At 75.3% G+C, this 16470-nt stretch carries 12 protein-coding genes; 11 read left to right on the top strand and 1 reads right to left on the bottom strand.

Features of this window, described 5'->3' with window-relative positions:
• The first annotated feature begins 4 nt into the window (after window positions 1-4).
• From priA to ACWIYF_RS15940, 6 genes are all read left to right on the top strand, one after another.
• Entirely contained in the window at window positions 5-736 is a 732-nt protein-coding gene (gene priA / locus ACWIYF_RS15965; RefSeq protein ID WP_448623805.1) for a bifunctional 1-(5-phosphoribosyl)-5-((5-phosphoribosylamino)methylideneamino)imidazole-4-carboxamide isomerase/phosphoribosylanthranilate isomerase PriA, read from the top strand.
• The gene (locus ACWIYF_RS15960) at window positions 733-1125 is read left to right on the top strand and encodes a RidA family protein (protein WP_448623804.1); all 393 of its coding nucleotides are present in this window, start codon (window positions 733-735) and stop codon (window positions 1123-1125) included. The genes priA and ACWIYF_RS15960 overlap by 4 nt, the downstream gene beginning before the upstream one ends.
• 52 nt (window positions 1126-1177) lie before the next feature.
• Window positions 1178-1969 (top strand): imidazole glycerol phosphate synthase subunit HisF, encoded by a 792-nt coding sequence (gene hisF / locus ACWIYF_RS15955; protein WP_448623803.1) that lies wholly within the window; start codon window positions 1178-1180, stop codon window positions 1967-1969.
• Between the two features lie 45 nt (window positions 1970-2014).
• A complete protein-coding gene (locus tag ACWIYF_RS15950; protein WP_448623802.1) occupies window positions 2015-4603 on the top strand; it encodes a DUF4062 domain-containing protein in 2589 nt (862 codons plus the stop codon).
• Between the two features lie 85 nt (window positions 4604-4688).
• Window positions 4689-6104: a 3' terminal RNA ribose 2'-O-methyltransferase Hen1 gene (locus tag ACWIYF_RS15945; protein ID WP_448623801.1), complete on the top strand. Its 1416-nt coding sequence runs from the start codon at window positions 4689-4691 to the stop codon at window positions 6102-6104.
• The gene (locus ACWIYF_RS15940; protein ID WP_448623800.1) at window positions 6101-8620 is read left to right on the top strand and encodes a polynucleotide kinase-phosphatase; all 2520 of its coding nucleotides are present in this window, start codon (window positions 6101-6103) and stop codon (window positions 8618-8620) included. The genes ACWIYF_RS15945 and ACWIYF_RS15940 overlap by 4 nt, the downstream gene beginning before the upstream one ends.
• A 44-nt stretch (window positions 8621-8664) precedes the next feature.
• Here ACWIYF_RS15940 and ACWIYF_RS15935 read toward each other — a convergent pair whose 3' ends face one another.
• Window positions 8665-9279: a TIGR03085 family metal-binding protein gene (locus ACWIYF_RS15935; RefSeq protein ID WP_448623799.1), complete on the bottom strand. Its 615-nt coding sequence runs from the start codon at window positions 9277-9279 to the stop codon at window positions 8665-8667.
• Between the two features lie 104 nt (window positions 9280-9383).
• Here ACWIYF_RS15935 and ACWIYF_RS15930 point away from each other — a divergent pair, with 104 nt between their 5' ends.
• From ACWIYF_RS15930 to ACWIYF_RS15910, 5 genes are all read left to right on the top strand, one after another.
• Complete coding sequence (locus ACWIYF_RS15930; RefSeq protein ID WP_448623798.1) at window positions 9384-11156, top strand: ABC transporter ATP-binding protein; 1773 nt, start codon at window positions 9384-9386, stop codon at window positions 11154-11156.
• Window positions 11153-12967, top strand: a complete 1815-nt coding sequence (locus ACWIYF_RS15925) for an ABC transporter ATP-binding protein (protein WP_448623797.1) — start codon at window positions 11153-11155, stop codon at window positions 12965-12967. The genes ACWIYF_RS15930 and ACWIYF_RS15925 overlap by 4 nt, the downstream gene beginning before the upstream one ends.
• Before the next feature lie 144 nt (window positions 12968-13111).
• Entirely contained in the window at window positions 13112-13567 is a 456-nt protein-coding gene (locus ACWIYF_RS15920) for a hypothetical protein (protein WP_448623796.1), read from the top strand.
• A 36-nt stretch (window positions 13568-13603) separates the two neighbouring features.
• On the top strand, window positions 13604-15769 hold the full coding sequence (locus ACWIYF_RS15915; RefSeq protein ID WP_448623795.1) for an FAD-binding dehydrogenase: 2166 nt from the start codon (window positions 13604-13606) through the stop codon (window positions 15767-15769).
• Window positions 15766-16464 (top strand): hypothetical protein, encoded by a 699-nt coding sequence (locus tag ACWIYF_RS15910; RefSeq protein WP_448623794.1) that lies wholly within the window; start codon window positions 15766-15768, stop codon window positions 16462-16464. Before ACWIYF_RS15915 ends, ACWIYF_RS15910 begins: the two co-directional genes overlap by 4 nt.
• Window positions 16465-16470: the final 6 nt, after the last annotated feature.

Here is a 16470-nt window from a genome sequence, read left to right as displayed (position 1 = left end):
CGCCGTGCCGAAGCTGCAACTCCTCCCCGCCGTCGACGTCGCCGATGGCCAGGCCGTGCGCCTGGTCCAGGGCGAGGCCGGCAGCGAGACCTCGTACGGCGACCCGCTGGAGGCCGCCCTCGCCTGGCAGCGCGACGGCGCGGAGTGGGTGCACCTGGTCGACCTCGACGCAGCCTTCGGCCGCGGCTCCAACCGCGAGCTGCTGGCCCGCGTGGTCGGCGAGCTGGACGTCGACGTCGAGCTCTCCGGCGGCATCCGGGACGACGCGTCGCTGGCCGCCGCCCTGGCCACCGGCTGCCGCCGGGTCAACCTCGGCACGGCCGCGCTCGAGTCGCCGGAGTGGTGCGCGCGGGCGATCGCCGAGCACGGCGACCGGATCGCCGTCGGCCTGGACGTCCGCGGCACCCGGCTGGCCGCGCGGGGCTGGACCCGCGAGGGCGGCGAGCTCTACGAGACCCTCGCCCGGCTCGACGCCGAGGGTTGCGCGCGCTACGTGGTCACCGACATCACCAAGGACGGCACGCTGCGCGGGCCGAACCTGAACCTGCTGCGCGAGGTGTGCGCGGCGACCGCCCGCCCGGTGATCGCCTCGGGCGGGGTCAGCTCACTCGACGACATCCGCGCGCTGGCGGGGCTGACCGCGATCGGCGTCGAGGGCGCCATCGTGGGGAAGGCCCTCTACGCCGGCGCGTTCACGCTGCCCGAGGCGCTGAAGGTCACCGAGGACGCGGCATGAGCGTGCTCCGCTTCGGCTCCGGGGCGCCCTGGGAGCCGGTGGTCGGCTACAGCCGGGTCGTCGTCCGCGGGGACACGGCCTGGGTCAGCGGCACGACGGCGACCGTGGACGGCGTCGTCGTCCACCCCGGCGACGCGGGCGCGCAGACCCGCCAGGCCATCGCCAACCTGCGCGACGCGCTCGAGCGGGCCGGGTTCTCGCTGGCCGACGTCGTCCGCACCCGCATGTTCGTCACCGACATCAGCCGCTGGGAGGAAGTCGGCCGGGCGCACGGCGAGGTGTTCGGCGACGTCCGGCCGGCCACCTCGATGGTGCAGGTCGCCGCGCTGATCGACCCCGAGATGCTGGTCGAGATCGAGGCCGACGCCGTGCGGGCGGTCCCGGCATGACCACCCCACGAAAACGCTCCGCTTCGCTCCACGTTTCCGCGGGGACCCCGGAATGAGCATCGCCGTCCGCGTCATCCCGTGCCTCGACGTCGACGCCGGCCGCGTGGTCAAGGGCGTCAACTTCGTCGACCTCGTCGACGCCGGCGACCCGGTGGAGATGGCCCGGGTCTACGACGCCGAGGGCGCCGACGAGCTGACCTTCCTCGACATCACCGCCAGCTCCGGCGACCGGGAGACCACCTACGACGTCGTCCGGCGGACGGCGGAGAGCGTCTTCATCCCGCTCACCGTCGGCGGCGGGGTGCGCAGCGTCGCCGACGTCGACCGGCTGCTGCGCAACGGCGCGGACAAGGTCGCCGTCAACACCGCCGCCGTGGCCCGGCCCGAGCTGATCGCCGAGATCGCCGACCGCTTCGGCAACCAGGTGCTCGTGCTGTCGCTGGACGCCCGCCGCGTGCAGGACGGCGCGGTCACCGACTCCGGGTTCGAGATCACCACGCACGGCGGGCGGCGCGGCACCGGCCGGGACGCCGTCGAGTGGGTGGTCCAGGCCGCGGAGCTCGGCGTCGGCGAGGTGCTGCTCAACTCGATGGACGCCGACGGCACCCGCGCCGGGTTCGACGTCGAGCTGATCCGGGCGGTGCGCCGCGAGGTGAGCGTGCCGGTGATCGCCAGCGGGGGAGCGGGCGCGGCCGAGCACTTCCCGCCCGCGGTGCAGGCCGGCGCCGACGCCGTCCTGGCCGCCAGCGTCTTCCACTTCGGCCGGCTGCGGGTCGGCGACGTCAAGACCGCGCTCGCCGCCGCCGGGGTCCCCGTGCGCCAGGAGGCCGACCGGACGCCTTGACCCGGCGCACCGCCGCGGCCAGGGTGACCGGCGCGGAGGTGCGGCGTGGCGAGGATCCAGACGCCGGACCAGCGGGTCCGGGTCTTCATCAGCTCCACGATGCGGGAGCTGGCCGCCGAGCGCGCCGCTGTCCGCGACGCGGTGGCGGCGCTGCACCTCACCCCGGTCCTGTTCGAGCTGGGGGCGCGGCCCCACCCGCCGAAGGAGCTCTACCTCGCCTACCTGCACCAGAGCCACGTCTTCCTCGGCATCTACTGGCAGCAGTACGGCTGGATCGCGCCCGGGGAGACGGTGTCGGGGCTGGAGGACGAGTACCTCGCCTCCGGCGACAAGCCGCGGTTGATCTACGTCAAGTCGCCGGCTCCCGACCGCGACCCGCGGCTCGCGGAGATGCTGGACCGGATCGCGAACGAGGGGCTGTCCTACCGGCGCTTCAGCACACCCGACGAGCTGGCCGGACTCGTCGCCGACGACCTGGCCGTGCTGCTCAGTGAGCGGTTCGGTCCGCCGGAGGAGGCGGAGGACCTGCCGCCCGCCGTCCCGGCCCGGCGTTCGGCGCACCTGCCGGCGCCGACGAACCGTTTCGTCGGCCGGGGGCCCGAACTCGCCGAGCTGCGTCGCCTGCTGACGTCCGACGACGTCCGGTTGGTCACCCTCGTGGGCCCGGGCGGCATCGGGAAGACGCGCCTGGCCATGGCGGTCGCCGCGGAGCTGGCCGAGTCCTTCCCCGACGGCGTGCTGCCCGTGCTCCTCGCCGCCGTCCGCCAGGCCGATCTCGTGCCCGCGGCGATCGCCACGGAACTGGGCCTGCCGGAGACCTTCGGCCGCTCGCCGCTCGACGCCGTCATCGACGTGCTGCGTACCCGGCGGATGCTGCTGCTGCTCGACAACATGGAGCAGGTGGTCGACGCGGCACCGCTGATCGTGCGGCTGCTCGCCGAGGCCCCCGGTGTCCGTGTGCTCGCGACCAGCCGCGAGGTCCTCCACCTCACCGGCGAGAACGTCATCTCCGTCCCGCCCCTGCCCTTCGGGGATCCCCGCGAGGCGGTGGGCTGCCGCGACTCGGAAGCGGTCGAGCTGTTCCTCGACCGCGCACGCGCGGCCGGCGCGCAGCTCGAGCTGGACGACCGCCGGACGTGTCTCGTCGCCGAGATCTGCCGACGGCTCGACGGTCTGCCGCTCGCGATCGAGCTGGCCGCCGCGCGGGTGCGGACGCTCGACCCGGAGGTGATCCTGCGCCGGCTGGACCACCGGCTCACCCTGCTCACCGGCGGCCCGCGGGACGTCGCCGCCCGCCAGCGGGCGGTGCGGGCCACCATCCAGTGGAGCTACGACCTCCTCGACGAGGACGAGCGGGCGCTCTTCGCGCGGGTCGGCATCTTCTCCGGGGGCTTCTTCCTCGACGCGGTCGAGGCCGTCTGCGGGCAGGACGAGCGCAGAGGGGACGCCCTCGAGGGCCTGCTGTCGCTGGCGGACAAGAGCCTGATCCGCACCGGCCGCCCGGTCGACGGCGTCCCGTCGTTCGCGATGCTGGAGACGGTGCGGGAATTCGCCCTGGAGCAGCTCGAGTCCTCCGGCCAGGCCGACGTCGCGGCGACCCTGCACGCCGAGTACTTCGAGCAGATGGCGCGGACGTCCGTCGTCGGCATCCACAACGCCCCGGGTGCGCGCTCCTGGGAGCGCTTCGCCGCGGACGCCGACAACATCCGTGCGGCGCTGGCCTGGTTCCGCGACACCGGACAACCCGATCGCGTGGCGAGCATGGGTGAAGGACTGTGGCCGATCTGGTGGGGGTGGTCGGTCTTCGACGAGGGCATCGGCTGGATGGAGGCGGCGCTGGGCTCCCCGGCGCTGGGCGAGGAGGGGCGCGCCGTCGCCGAGTACGTCCGGGGGTCCCTGGCCTTCGGCCACGGCGACCCGGCGACCACCCTCCAGGCGCTGCAGGAGGCCCGCCGGCTCCACGAGCAGCTCGGCGACGAGGCCCGGGCGGCCGCGGACGGCATCTTCCTCGGCGTCGTCGTGGCCGGCCGGGACGTGGGAGCGGGCGAGCGCCTGGAACGCGAGGCCGTCGCCGTCCTCCGCCGGGAGGGCCGGCCCTGGAAGCTGGCCTTCGCCCTGTTCGCGCTCGGCCGCGTGCTGGTCGTGTCCGGACGCGCCGAGGAAGCCCTCGACCTGCTGGAGGAGAGCGTCCGGATCCAGCGCTCCGAAACGTTCCAGGGGATGTGGGGATCCCATCCCCTGCTCGGCTACGCGCTGGTCAACCTGGGGTGGGCGCACTCGGAGCTCGGCGGCACCGAGGCCGCGCGGCGGGCCTTCCGCCAGGCGCTCGCGGCGACCGGCAATGCCGACCGGCAGGTGAAGGCCCGGGCGCTGGAGGGGCTCGCCGCCGTCGCCCTCCAGGAGGGCGACGCCCGGGTCGGGACCACGCTCTTCGGCGGCGCCGAGGCCGTCCGCCGGTCGATCGGCGTCGGCGTGTGGCTCACCGATCAGTCGTCCCACGCGGAGACCGAGTCGAACCTGCGGGCGGCGCTCGGCCCCGCGGCCTTCGAGGCGGCCTTCGAGGAGGGCCTGCGGCTACCACCCGAGGACCTGGTGGCGCTCGCCTGCGCGCCGGTCTCCCCGTCGTCTCGCTGAGCGGAGGAGATCTGTGCGCGTCACGCGCGCGGATCCCCTCCGCAAACGACTGGACGATCGCGTACCGGCTGCCGAGACTCCAGCGGTGCTCCTGACGCTGTCGACCACCCACGCGCCCGCCACCGACCTGGGTTTCTTGTTGCACAAGAACCCGGCGCGGGCGCAGACGGTCGAGGTCTCGGCCGGGACGGCGCACGTCTTCTACCCCGAGGCCACCGGCGAGCGCTGCACGGTCGCGCTGCTGCTCGAGGTCGACCCGATCGCGCTGGTCCGCGGCTCACGGGGCACCGAGGGGTTCAGCCTCGGCCAGTACGTCAACGACCGCCCGTACGCCGCATCCAGTCTGCTCGCCGTCGCCCTGGGCAAGGCGTTCGCCAGCGCCCGCCGCGGCGTGAGCAAGGAACGGCCGGAGCTCGCGGAGACGGCGATCCCGCTCGAGGTGCACCTGCCCGCGCTGTCCTGCCGCGGCGGAGCGGGGATGGCCGCCCAGTTCTTCGCGCCGCTGGGCTGGCGGATCGACGCCCGGCCGGTGCCGCTGGACCCGCGGTTCCCCGAGTGGGGCGACTCGCGCTACCTCGACCTGCGGCTGACCGGCACGCTGCGCCTGGCCGACGCGCTCAACCACCTCTACGTCGGCCTGCCCGTGCTCGACGACGCCAAGCACTACTGGGTGAGCACCGACGAGGTGGACAAGCTGCTGCGCGCCGGCGGCGGCTGGCTGGCCGGCCACCCCGAGCGCGAGCTGATCACCCGCCGCTACCTGGCCCACCGGACGAGCCTCGCCCGCGAGGCCATGGCCCGGCTGGCCGAGGTCGACGACCTCGACGCCGACCGGCTGGACGACGCCGTCCCGGACCCGGCCGACGTCCCCGACCGCCCGGTGCCCCTGGTCCTGCAGCGGCACGGCGCGGTGCTGGCCGCGCTCCGGTCCGCCGGCGCCACCCGCGTCCTCGACCTCGGCTGCGGCAACGGGGCGCTGCTCTCCGCGCTGCTGAACGACCGCGAGCTCACCGAGATCGTCGGCGTCGACGTCAGCGCCCGCGCCCTCGAGGAGGCCGCCCGCCGGCTGCGCCTGGACCGGCTGCCCGAGCGGCAGCGCGCCCGCATCACGCTGCGCCAGGGCGCGCTGACCTACACCGACGCCCGGCTGCGCGGCTACGACGCCGCCGTCCTCATGGAGGTGGTCGAGCACCTCGACCCCGACCGGCTGCCCGCCCTGGAGCGGACCGTCTTCGCCGACGCCGCGCCCGGCACGGTGATCGTCACGACGCCGAACGTCGAGCACAACGTCCGCTACGAGAACCTCGCGGCGGGCACGATGCGGCACCGCGACCACCGGTTCGAGTGGACCCGCGCGGAGTTCGCCGCGTGGGCCTCCGGCGTCGCCGGCCGGCACGGCTACGCCGTCCGGTTCGTCCCCGTCGGCGCCGACGACCCCGAGGTCGGCCCGCCGACCCAGATGGCCGTGTTCACCCGCACCCCGGCGGAGGTCGCCGCGTGAGCGAGCTCGCCGTCCCCGACCTCGCGCTGGTGGTGCTGATCGGCGCCTCCGGCTCCGGCAAGTCCACGTTCGCCCGCCGGCACTTCCCCACCACCCAGGTGCTCTCCAGCGACTTCTGCCGCGGCCTGGTCGCCGACGACGAGAACGACCAGGCGGCGACGCCGGACGCCTTCGAGGTGCTGCACGCGATCGCCGGCGTCCGGCTGCGCCGCGGGCTGCTCACCGTGGTCGACGCGACCAACGTCAAGCGCGAGGACCGCGCGTCCCTCGTCCAGCTCGCCCGCGAGCACGACGTCCTGCCGGTCGCGATCGTGCTCGACCTGCCGGAAGGGGTGCTGCTGGAGCGGACCGCTGAACGCGCCGACCGCGACCTCGACCCAGGTGTCGTCCGGCGGCAGCGGGCCGACCTGCGCCGCGGCCTGAAGGGCCTCGGCCGCGAGGGGTTCCGCAAGGTGCACGTCCTCGCCACCCCGGAGGACGTCGAGGCCGCGACCATCGTCCACGAGAAGCAGTTCAACGACCGCCGCGAGCTGACCGGCCCGTTCGACGTGATCGGCGACGTGCACGGCTGCCGCACCGAGCTCGAGGAGCTGCTCACCGCGCTCGGCTACGGGCTCGTCCGGGACGACGAGGGCCGCCCCGTCGACGCCGTCCACCCCGACGAGCGGACGGCGGTCCTCGTCGGCGACCTGGTCGACCGCGGCCCGGACTCCCCGGGCGTGCTGCGGCTGGTCATGGGCATGGTCGCCGCGGGACACGCCCTCTGCGTGCCGGGCAACCACGAGCACAAGCTGGTGCGGGCACTGCGCGGGCGCAACGTGCGGATCAGCCACGGCCTGGAGGAGACCCTCGCCCAGCTGAAGGAGGAGAGCGAGGAGTTCCGCGCGGAGGTCGAGCGGTTCTGCTACGGGCTGGTCAGCCACTACGTCCTGGACGGCGGCAACCTGGTCGTCGCCCACGCCGGCCTGCCGGAGAAGCTGCACGGGCGGGCCAGCGCCCGGGTGCGCGACTTCGCGCTCTACGGCGACACGACGGGGGAGACCGACGAGTTCGGCCTGCCGGTCCGCTACCCGTGGGCGACCGAGTACCGCGGCCGCGCGATGGTGCTCTACGGCCACACGCCGGTGCCCGAGCCGGAGTGGGTGAACAACACCCTGTGCCTCGACACCGGCTGCGTGTTCGGCGGCCGGCTCACCGCGCTGCGCTATCCGGAGCGGGAGGTGGTCGCCGTCCCGGCGCACCGCACCTACTACGTGCCGGCCCGGCCGTTCCTGCCGGAGGGTGCGGCCGCCGCGGCCGCGCCGGCCCGCGCGGACGACGTCCTCGACGTCGACGACGTGCTCGGCAAGCGGGTCGTCGACACGCGCGTCGCCGGGCGGGTGACCGTGCGGGCGGAGAACGCCGCGGCCGCGATCGAGGTGATGAGCCGGTTCGCGATCGCGCCGCAGCAGCTGCTGTACCTGCCGCCGACGATGAGCCCGGTCGCCACCTCCGCGCTGCCCGGGCTGCTGGAGCACCCGGCCGAGGCGTTCGCCTACTACCGCGGGGAGGGCGTCGCGCGGGTCGTCTGCCAGGAGAAGCACATGGGTTCGCGGGCGGTCGCGCTGGTCCGGGCCGACGGCGGGGGAGCGGTGCACACCCGGACCGGGCGGTCGTTCTTCGGGCCGGCCCTGACCGCCGAGCTGCTCGCCGGGCTGGCCGCCGCCGTCCGGACGGCGGGGCTGTTCGACGAGCTGGGCAGCGACTGGGTGCTGCTCGACGCCGAGCTGCTGCCGTGGTCGGCGAAGGCGGGCGACCTGATCCGCACCCAGTACGCGGCGGTCGGCGCCGCGGCCCGGACCGCCCTGCCCGCCGCGGTCGCCGTGCTGGAGGCCGCGGCCGCGCGGGGGCTGGAGGTGACCGAACTGCTGGACCGGCAGCGGGAGCGGGACGCCGACGCCCGCGCGTTCGCCGACGCCTACCGCCGGTACTGCTGGCCCACCGACGGCCTGGCCGGGATCTCGGTCGCGCCGTTCCAGCTGCTCGCCGCCGAGGGTGCGGCCTTCGCCGACCGCGAGCACGCCTGGCACCTGGCGCTGGCCGACCGCCTGGTCGCCGCCGACCCGGAGCTGCTCCGGCCGACGACGCACCGGTTCGTCGACGTCACCGACCCGGCCGCGGAGGAGGCGGCGACCGCCTGGTGGGCCGAGCTGACCGCGGCCGGCGGCGAGGGCATGGTGGTCAAGCCGGCGGCCAACCTGACCCGGGGGCGCCGCGGGTTCGTGCAGCCGGGGCTGAAGGTCCGCGGCCGGGAGTACCTGCGGATCATCTACGGCCCGGACTACACCCGCCCGGAGAACCTCGACCGGCTGCGCGTGCGCGCGCTGGGCCGCAAGCGCGGGCTGGCGCACCGCGAGTACGCCCTCGGCCTCGAGGGGCTGCAGCGGGCCGCCCGCGGCGAGCCGCTGTGGCGGGTGCACGAGTGCGTGTTCGCCGTCCTCGCACTGGAGTCCGAGCCGGTCGACCCCCGGCTGTGAGCGGAGGAGATCCGTGCGCGTGACCCGCACGGATCTCCTCCGGATCACGACACCGCGACGCGGGCGACGTCCTTGCGGCCGCTGAGCCACAGCAGCAGCTCCAGCGGCTCGCCGGTGAGCACCTTCTCCCGCTCGCCGCTGCCGATCCGCTTCTCCGCGCCGGGGACGTCGGCGCGGCGCAGCACCAGCGTCCGGCCCCGGCCCGCGGCCTGGCGGGCCAGGAATTTCACCGCCCGCCACAGCTGGTCCTGGTCGGCCCGGGACAGCCGGCGGGGCGTCCAGCCGGGGCGCGCCCGCCGGACGTCCTCGTGGTGGATGACGAACTCGGTGGTGTTCAGCAGCGTCCCGACGCCCGGCCAGCCCATCGGCAGGTACGCCGCCGGTCCCGACCGGACCCGCGCCACCACGTCGGTGTAGCCGGTGGACCCGCGCAGCCGGTCCTCGACCCGGTGGGCCCAGCTGCCCAGCACCGGGGAGAGCCGCTCCAGGCCGTAGCCGGGCAGCGCGTCCGGACGGCGGTCCCGCACGACCAGGTGGGCGGCCAGGTGCGCGGTGTCCCAGCCCGCGCAGCACGTGGGCGCGTCGGGGCCGAGCGCCTCCAGCAGGTCGGCGAGGTCGGCGCGCTCGCGCTCGGCCAGCGGCCGGGAAGAGCTGCTCATCCCGCCACGTTAGCCACGGTGCCCCGCCACCGCCGCGACACCGGTTAGCGTCCCTAACGATCACGTACAGTCGGGAAGCCGTCCCGCACGACCTGAGGAGAGCTGTGCCCCGCCGCCGAGACGCCGTCGTGCGGCGCGGACTGCGCCACGTCGCGCGCGCCATCAGGGAGCAGCGCGGGATGTTCGCCCTCGCCCTGCTGGGCAGCGGCGTCTACGCCGCCATGACGGTGGCCAGCGCCTACGTCGTCGGCGAGGTCGCCGACCGGGTGATCCTCCCCGCGTTCCGGGACGGCCGGACGACGGCCGGCGCCCTGGCCCTCGCCGCGACCGCGATCGTCGCGGTCGCCGTCCTGAAGATCCTCGGCATCCTCGGCCGGCGGCTGTTCGCCGGCGTCATGCAGTACCGGCTGCAGGCCGACTACCGCCGCCGGGTCACCGGCCAGTACCTGCGGCTGCCGCTGTCGTGGCACCAGCGCCACCCCACCGGGCAGCTGCTGTCCAACGCCAACTCCGACGTCGAGAGCGCCTGGTTCTTCGTCGCCCCGCTGCCGTTCGCCTGCGGCTCGCTGGTGATGATCGCGATCACCGTGACCGCGCTGGTGCTCACCGACCCGTGGCTGGCGCTGGTCGGCCTCGTCGTCTTCCCGCTGGTCTTCCTCACCAACGTCGTCTACTCGCAGGTGATGAGCCCGCGCATGCAGCGGGCGCAGCAGCTGCGCGCCGAGGTCAGCGAGATCGCCCACGAGAGCTTCGACGCGGGCCTGGTGGTGAAGACCCTCGGCCGGGAGGACACCGAGACCCGCCGCTTCGAGGAGCGGGCCTTCGAGCTGCGCGACGGCCTGGTCGCCGTCGGCCGGGTCCGCGGCCTGTTCGACCCGCTGCTGGAGTCGCTGCCCAACCTCGGCATCCTCGCGATCCTGCTGATCGGCGCCAGCCGGGTCGCCGACGGCGCCACCGACGCCGGCGCGCTGGTCTCCGTCGCCTACCTGTTCAGCCTGCTGACCCTGCCGATCCGGGCGATCGGCTGGGTGCTCGCCGACCTGCCGCGGGCGCTGGCCGGCTTCGACCGGGTCACCCCGGTGCTCGAGGCCACCGGCGAGACGCCGCACGGCCCGGACGCCGCCCCGCGGGGCACCGGGGGCGCCGCGCTCACCGTCGCCGGCCTCGACTTCGCCTTCGACGGCGCGCACCGCAGCACGCTCACCGGCGTCACGTTCGACGTCGTCGCCGGCAGCACGCTCGCCGTCGTCGGCCCCACCGGGTCGGGCAAGTCGACGCTCGCCGGCCTGCTCGTCCGGCTGGTCGACCCGGCCGACGGGCACGTCCTCCTCGACGGCGTCGACCTGCGCACCCTGCGCGAGGGCGAGGTCAGCGGCCAGGCGGCCTTCGTGCCGCAGGGCACCTTCCTCTTCGACGACACCGTCCGCGGCAACGTCACCCTCGGCGGCGACTTCTCCGACGACGAGGTGTGGACGGCGCTGCGCACCGCCGCCGCCGACGAGTTCGTCGCCGCGCTGCCGCAGGGCCTCGACACCCGCGTCGGCGAGCGCGGCGCCTCGCTGTCCGGCGGGCAGCGGCAGCGCCTGGCGCTGGCCCGGGCCGTCGTCCGGAAGCCCCGGCTGCTGGTCCTCGACGACGCCACCAGCGCCGTCGACCCCGCGGTGGAACAGCGCATCCTGGACGCCCTGCGGGCCACCGACCCGCCGTCGACGGTGGTCGTCGTCGCCTACCGGCAGGCCACCATCGCCCTGGCCGACGAGGTGATCTGGCTGGAGCACGGGCGGGTGACCGCGCGCGGCACGCACGAGGAGCTGCTGGCGAGCGTCCCCGACTACGCCGCGCTGGTCCGCGCCTACCAGGAGGCGGCCGCGGCATGAGCGAGATCGAACTCCCCGCCGACAGGAAGACCGAGGGCGCGTTCGCCACGCTGCGCCGCGGGCTGCGGATGATGCCCGAATTCCGCCGCGGGCTGCCGCTGACCTTCCTGCTCGCCCTGATCGCCACCGCCGGCCGCGTCGTCGTCCCGATCGCGGTGCAGCAGACGATCGACCAGGGGCTGTCGGGCTCCGGCGGCCCCGACCTCGGCCTGGTGGGCTGGCTGGTGGCCGTCTGCGCGGTCGTCGTGCTGATCACCGCCGTCGCCGTGTACCGGATGAACGTCCGGCTCTTCCGGACCACGGAGACCGCGCTGGCCGGCCTGCGGGTGCGGGCGTTCCGGCACGTGCACGACCTCTCCGTGCTGCACCAGCAGGGGGAGCGGCGCGGCTCGCTGGTCTCCCGGGTGACCAGCGACGTCGACCAGCTGTCGGTGTTCATGCAGTGGGGCGGCGTGCTCGGCGTGATCAGCGTCGGCCAGCTGATCGTGGCGATCGCCGTCATGTCGGTCTACTCCTGGCAGCTCACCGTCCTGGTGATCGTCTGCTTCCTGCCGCTGGCCGTGGCGGTGCGCTTCTTCGCCAAGAAGCTCGCGGTCGTCTACGGCACCGTCCGGGAGCGGGTCGGCGACGTGCTGGCCGCGGTGTCCGAGTCGGTCGTCGGCGCCCCGACCGTGCGGGCCTACGGTGTCCGCGAGCGCACCGCCGCCCGCATCGACCGGGCCATCGACCGCCACTACGCCGCCTCGGTGCGGGCGCAGAAGACGACCGCCGCCGTCTACGTCACCGGCGAGCTGGTCGCGGCCATCGCCAACGCCGCCGTCGTGATCGTCGGCGTGCTGCTCGGCGTGGGCGGGCACATCACCGCCGGGACGCTGGTCGCCTTCCTGTTCCTCGTCACCCTGTTCGTCGCCCCGGTGCAGACCGCCAGCGAGGTGCTCAACGAGGCGCAGAACGCCCTCGCCGGCTTCCGCCGGGTGCTCGACGTCCTCGACACCGAGCCCGACGTCCGCGACCCGGCCCTGACCGGGCGGGCCCGGACCCTGCCGGAGGGGCCGCTGTCCGTGCGCTTCGCGCACGTCTCCTTCCGCTACGCGCCGGGCGCCGCGAAGGCCCTGGACGACGTCGACCTCGAGATCGCCGCGCGCCGCCGGGTGGCCATCGTCGGCGAGACCGGCTCCGGCAAGACCACGTTCGCCAAGCTGGTGACCCGGCTGATGGACCCGGTCGAGGGGCAGGTGCTGCTCAGCGGCGTCCCGCTCAAGGAGGTCGCGTTCGCGAGCCTGCGCGAGCGGGTGGTGATGGTGCCGCAGGACGGGTTCCTGTTCGACGCGACCGTCGCCGACAACGTCCGCTACGGCAAGCCCGGCATGACCGACGCGCACGTCGCCGCGGCCTTCGACGAGCTCGGGCTCGGCGCGTGGGTCGAGGGCCTGGCGGACGGCGTGGCGACCCCGGTCGGCCAGCGCGGCGAGTCGCTGTCGGCGGGGGAGCGGCAGCTGGTCGCCGTCGCCCGGGCCTACGTCGCGAATCCCGACCTGCTCGTCCTCGACGAGGCGACCAGCGCGGTCGACCCGGCCACCGAGCAGCGGCTCACCCGGGCGCTGGACAAGCTCACCGACGGCCGGACGACGCTGACCATCGCGCACCGGCTCTCCACCGCCGAGCGGGCCGACGAGGTGCTGGTCGTCGACGCCGGCCGGGTCGTGCAGCGCGGCACCCACGCGGAGCTGGTGGGCGCCGAGGGTCCCTACGCCCGGCTGCACGCCTCCTGGCGGCGCTCGTCGGCGGGCCAGCCCGAGCCCGTGGCCTGACGGAAGGGCCCCCTGGAGTCGGCGCCGACTTTCGCCTGAGTGTCGTGACCCCGCGTCGATGACGACGACGAGGCGAATCTCGCCGCGGGACCATCGGTGGCTCGGGGACGCCAAGGAGGGGGCCGCGGCCGTAGTCTTCGGCTCGTGCCCGCCGCCAGCGATCCGGAGCGCCGCCCGCCCCTCGCGGCGATCACGGCGGCGGTGCTGGCGCTGCCCGCGGCGTACCTGCTGCTCGGCATCGGCAACGGCGCGCTCGCCCTCGCGGCCGACCGCTCCGACGGGGGCGGCGCCACCTGGCTGGTCCTCATCGCCACGATCGGCTGGGTCGCCGGCCTGCTCGTCGGCGCCGTCCGGCTGCTGCTGGGCCGGGCGTGGCTGGGGCTCACGGTGTCGGCCGCCCTGATGACCGCCCTGCTCACCGTCGGCCTCGTCCTCGGCGGCCTCGGCGGGGCGGGCTCGGCGGCCACGATCGTCGCCTGGCTCATCTCGGCCGCGACGGCGGTGCTCGCGGCGCTGCCGCCGGTCCGCCGGTGGGTGTCGCTGCGGCGGTGGCACCGGCTCTACCCGGGCACACCTCAGCCGACGTCCAGCCGTCCGTGACCTGCTGACCAGGTCCCCGGCCTACGCTTGCGCCCCATGCCGTCCACCTCCTCCCGCTCCCGGGTGGCGGCGCGACGCTCGCCGCGTTCCGCGCCGCTGCGCCCGGCCGCCGCCCCCGCCGCGCGGACACGGCCGCTCGAGGCCCCCTTCGCCGCCGTCTTCGCGTTCCTGGTCGCCGCCGAGTACCTATACCTGGCCTGGCTGCTCTACGCGCCGGGGTCGACCTGGGACTGGTACCTCGCCGTCCCCGTGCTGCTGGCGGGACTGTCGATGGCCGGCGCGGTCCTGGTCGTCGTCGGCCGCGGCCGGGGCTGGCTCGTGCTGACCGTGGTGAGCGTCGTCCTGCTGCTGGGCCTGCTGGCCCTCGTCGCGCTCTTCGGTGCGCTGGCCGGCGGGACGGCGCTGTGGCAGCCGCTGCTGCTGCTCATCGGGCCGATCGGCTGCCTGGCGCTGACCCTGCGCCGGCCGGTGCGGGTGTGGAGCGGCCGGGCGCGTCGCTCCCCCGGGGACGGCGGGGAGGCGGACGGTCCCGCTAGCGTCGCGGTCGTGACAACGCAGACCGACGTCGTCGTCGTGGGAGCCGGCCTGGCCGGGCTGGTGGCCGCCGCCGAACTGGCCGACGCCGGCAAGCGCGTGGTCGTGCTCGACCAGGAGCCCGAGGGCTCGCTGGGCGGGCAGGCCTGGTGGTCGTTCGGGGGGCTGTTCCTCGTCGACTCGCCGGAACAGCGCCGGCTGCGGGTCCACGACTCCCTCGAGCTGGCCCGCCAGGACTGGTTCGGCACCGCGGGGTTCGACCGCGAGGAGGACCACTGGCCGCGGCAGTGGGCCGAGGCCTACCTGCAGTTCGCGGCGGGGGAGAAGCGGGCCTGGCTCAAGGAGCAGGGCATCGGGTTCTTCCCGATCGTCGGCTGGGCCGAGCGGGGTGGCTACACCGCGACCGGGCACGGCAACTCCGTGCCGCGCTTCCACATCGTCTGGGGCACCGGGCCCGGGATCGTGGCGCCGTTCGCCCGCCGGGTGCGGGCCGCCGCCGAGCAGGGCCGGCTGCAGCTGTGCTTCCGCCACCGGGTCGACGAGCTGGTGGTCACCGACGGCGCGGTCACCGGCGTGCGCGGGCACGTCCTGGAGCCCAGCGACGTGGCACGGGGCGAGGCCAGCTCCCGGGTCGAGGTCGAGCCCTTCGAGATCGCCGCGCAGGCCGTCGTCGTCACCTCCGGCGGCATCGGCGGCAACCACGAGCTGGTGCGCAGGAACTGGCCGGCCCGCCTCGGCCCGCCGCCGCGGCGGCTGCTCTCCGGCGTCCCGGCGCACGTCGACGGCCGGATGCTCGAGGCCACCGAGGCCGCCGGCGCCAGCGTGGTCAACCGCGACCGCATGTGGCACTACACCGAGGGCGTGGCCAACCACTCGCCGGTCTGGGACAAGCACGGCATCCGGATCCTGCCCGGGCCGTCGTCACTGTGGCTGGACGCGACCGGCCGGCGGCTGCCGGTGCCCCTGTTCCCCGGCTTCGACACCCTCGGCACGCTGGCCCACATCGGGCAGACCGGATACGAGCACACGTGGTTCGTCGCCACCCACAAGATCGTGGAGAAGGAGTTCGCGCTCAGCGGCTCGGAGCAGAACCCGGACCTGACCGGCAAGGACGTCAGGCTGCTGCTCACCCGCGTCAAGGCCGGCGTCGCCGGGCCGGTGAAGGCGTTCCTCGAGCGGGGGGAGGACTTCGTCGTCGCCGACACCCTGGCCGAGCTGGTGGCCGGCATGAACCGGATCACCGGCGGCGAGCCGGCGCTGGACCTGGCCACGGTCGAGGGCGAGATCGTCTGCCGGGACCGCGAGGTCGCGAACCCGTTCACCAAGGACCTGCAGGTGACCGCGATCCGCGGCGCCCGCAACTACCTGGGCGACAAGCTCATCCGCGTCGCGCCGCCGCACCGGCTGCTCGACCCGGACGCCGGCCCGCTGGTCGCGGTCCGGCTGAACCTGCTCACCCGCAAGACGCTCGGCGGGGTGGAGACCGACCTGTCCGGCCGGGTGCTGCGCCCCGGCGGCGAGGTGTTCCCCGGCCTGTACGCGGCCGGGGAGGTCGCCGGCTTCGGCGGTGGCGGCATGCACGGCTACCGCTCGCTGGAGGGCACCTTCCTGGGCGGCTGCCTGTTCTCGGGCCGGACCGCCGGGCGCGCCGTGGCGGGGGCGCTGTGAGCGGACCGAGCCCCTGGGCCGACCCGGACTCGCCCACCGAGCCGGGGGCGCCCTACGCCGGCCCGCCGGCCACCGGGCAGCCGGCCTACGCGCAGCCGGCCTACGCGCAGCCGGCGTACGGGCCGCCCGGCCACGGGACGGCGCCGGCGTACGGCTACGGCGCCCCGGCCTACGCCTACCCGCCCGGGTACCCGCCGCCCTGGCCGGTGGCGCCGCCGCGCGCGAGGAAGCCGGGCCAGGTCATCGCGGCCGGGGTCCTCGCCTTCGCCCAGGGCGGGCTGGTCCTGCTGTCCTCGGTCTACGTGGTGTTCCTCGCCTCGTTCGCCGGGGTGGTCGACGCGGACCCGTCCGCCGCCCCGGACGAGATGGGCGCGCTGGCCACCGAGGGCGTCGTCCTCGGGATCGTCCAGGTCGCCTCGGCCGTGCTGCTCGTCGTCGGCGGGGTGATGGCGCTCAACACCCGCAAGCGGCGGGCGCTGGTGGTGCTCGTCGCCGGGTTCGCCGTGCAGGTGCTGCTGTGCCTGTACTGGGCGGTCCGGTTGAGCGCGCTCGCCGACGAGATCCCCGGCGCCGACCCGAGCAGCGCGTTCCTCGCCTTCACGCTGCTCTTCGCCGCGAGCCCGGTGGTCGGCCTCGGGCTGGTGCTCCTGGGCTCCGGCCGCCGCTGGTTCGACGCGGCGGCGGCGCCGGCCTGAGCGGCC

This window comes from Geodermatophilus sp. URMC 64, assembly GCF_053502555.1.
The sequence above is the reverse complement of the archived record's forward strand: the minus strand, read 5'-3'. Positions and strand labels throughout refer to the sequence as shown.

Coding starts and splice junctions, on each gene's coding strand:
- ACWIYF_RS15935 (WP_448623799.1), bottom strand. CDS start 9,279: ATGAGCAGCTCTTCCCGGCCGCTGGCCGAGCGCGAGCGCGCCGACCTC.
- hisF (WP_448623803.1), top strand. CDS start 1,178: ATGAGCATCGCCGTCCGCGTCATCCCGTGCCTCGACGTCGACGCCGGC.
- ACWIYF_RS15925 (WP_448623797.1), top strand. CDS start 11,153: ATGAGCGAGATCGAACTCCCCGCCGACAGGAAGACCGAGGGCGCGTTC.
- ACWIYF_RS15915 (WP_448623795.1), top strand. CDS start 13,604: ATGCCGTCCACCTCCTCCCGCTCCCGGGTGGCGGCGCGACGCTCGCCG.
- ACWIYF_RS15960 (WP_448623804.1), top strand. CDS start 733: ATGAGCGTGCTCCGCTTCGGCTCCGGGGCGCCCTGGGAGCCGGTGGTC.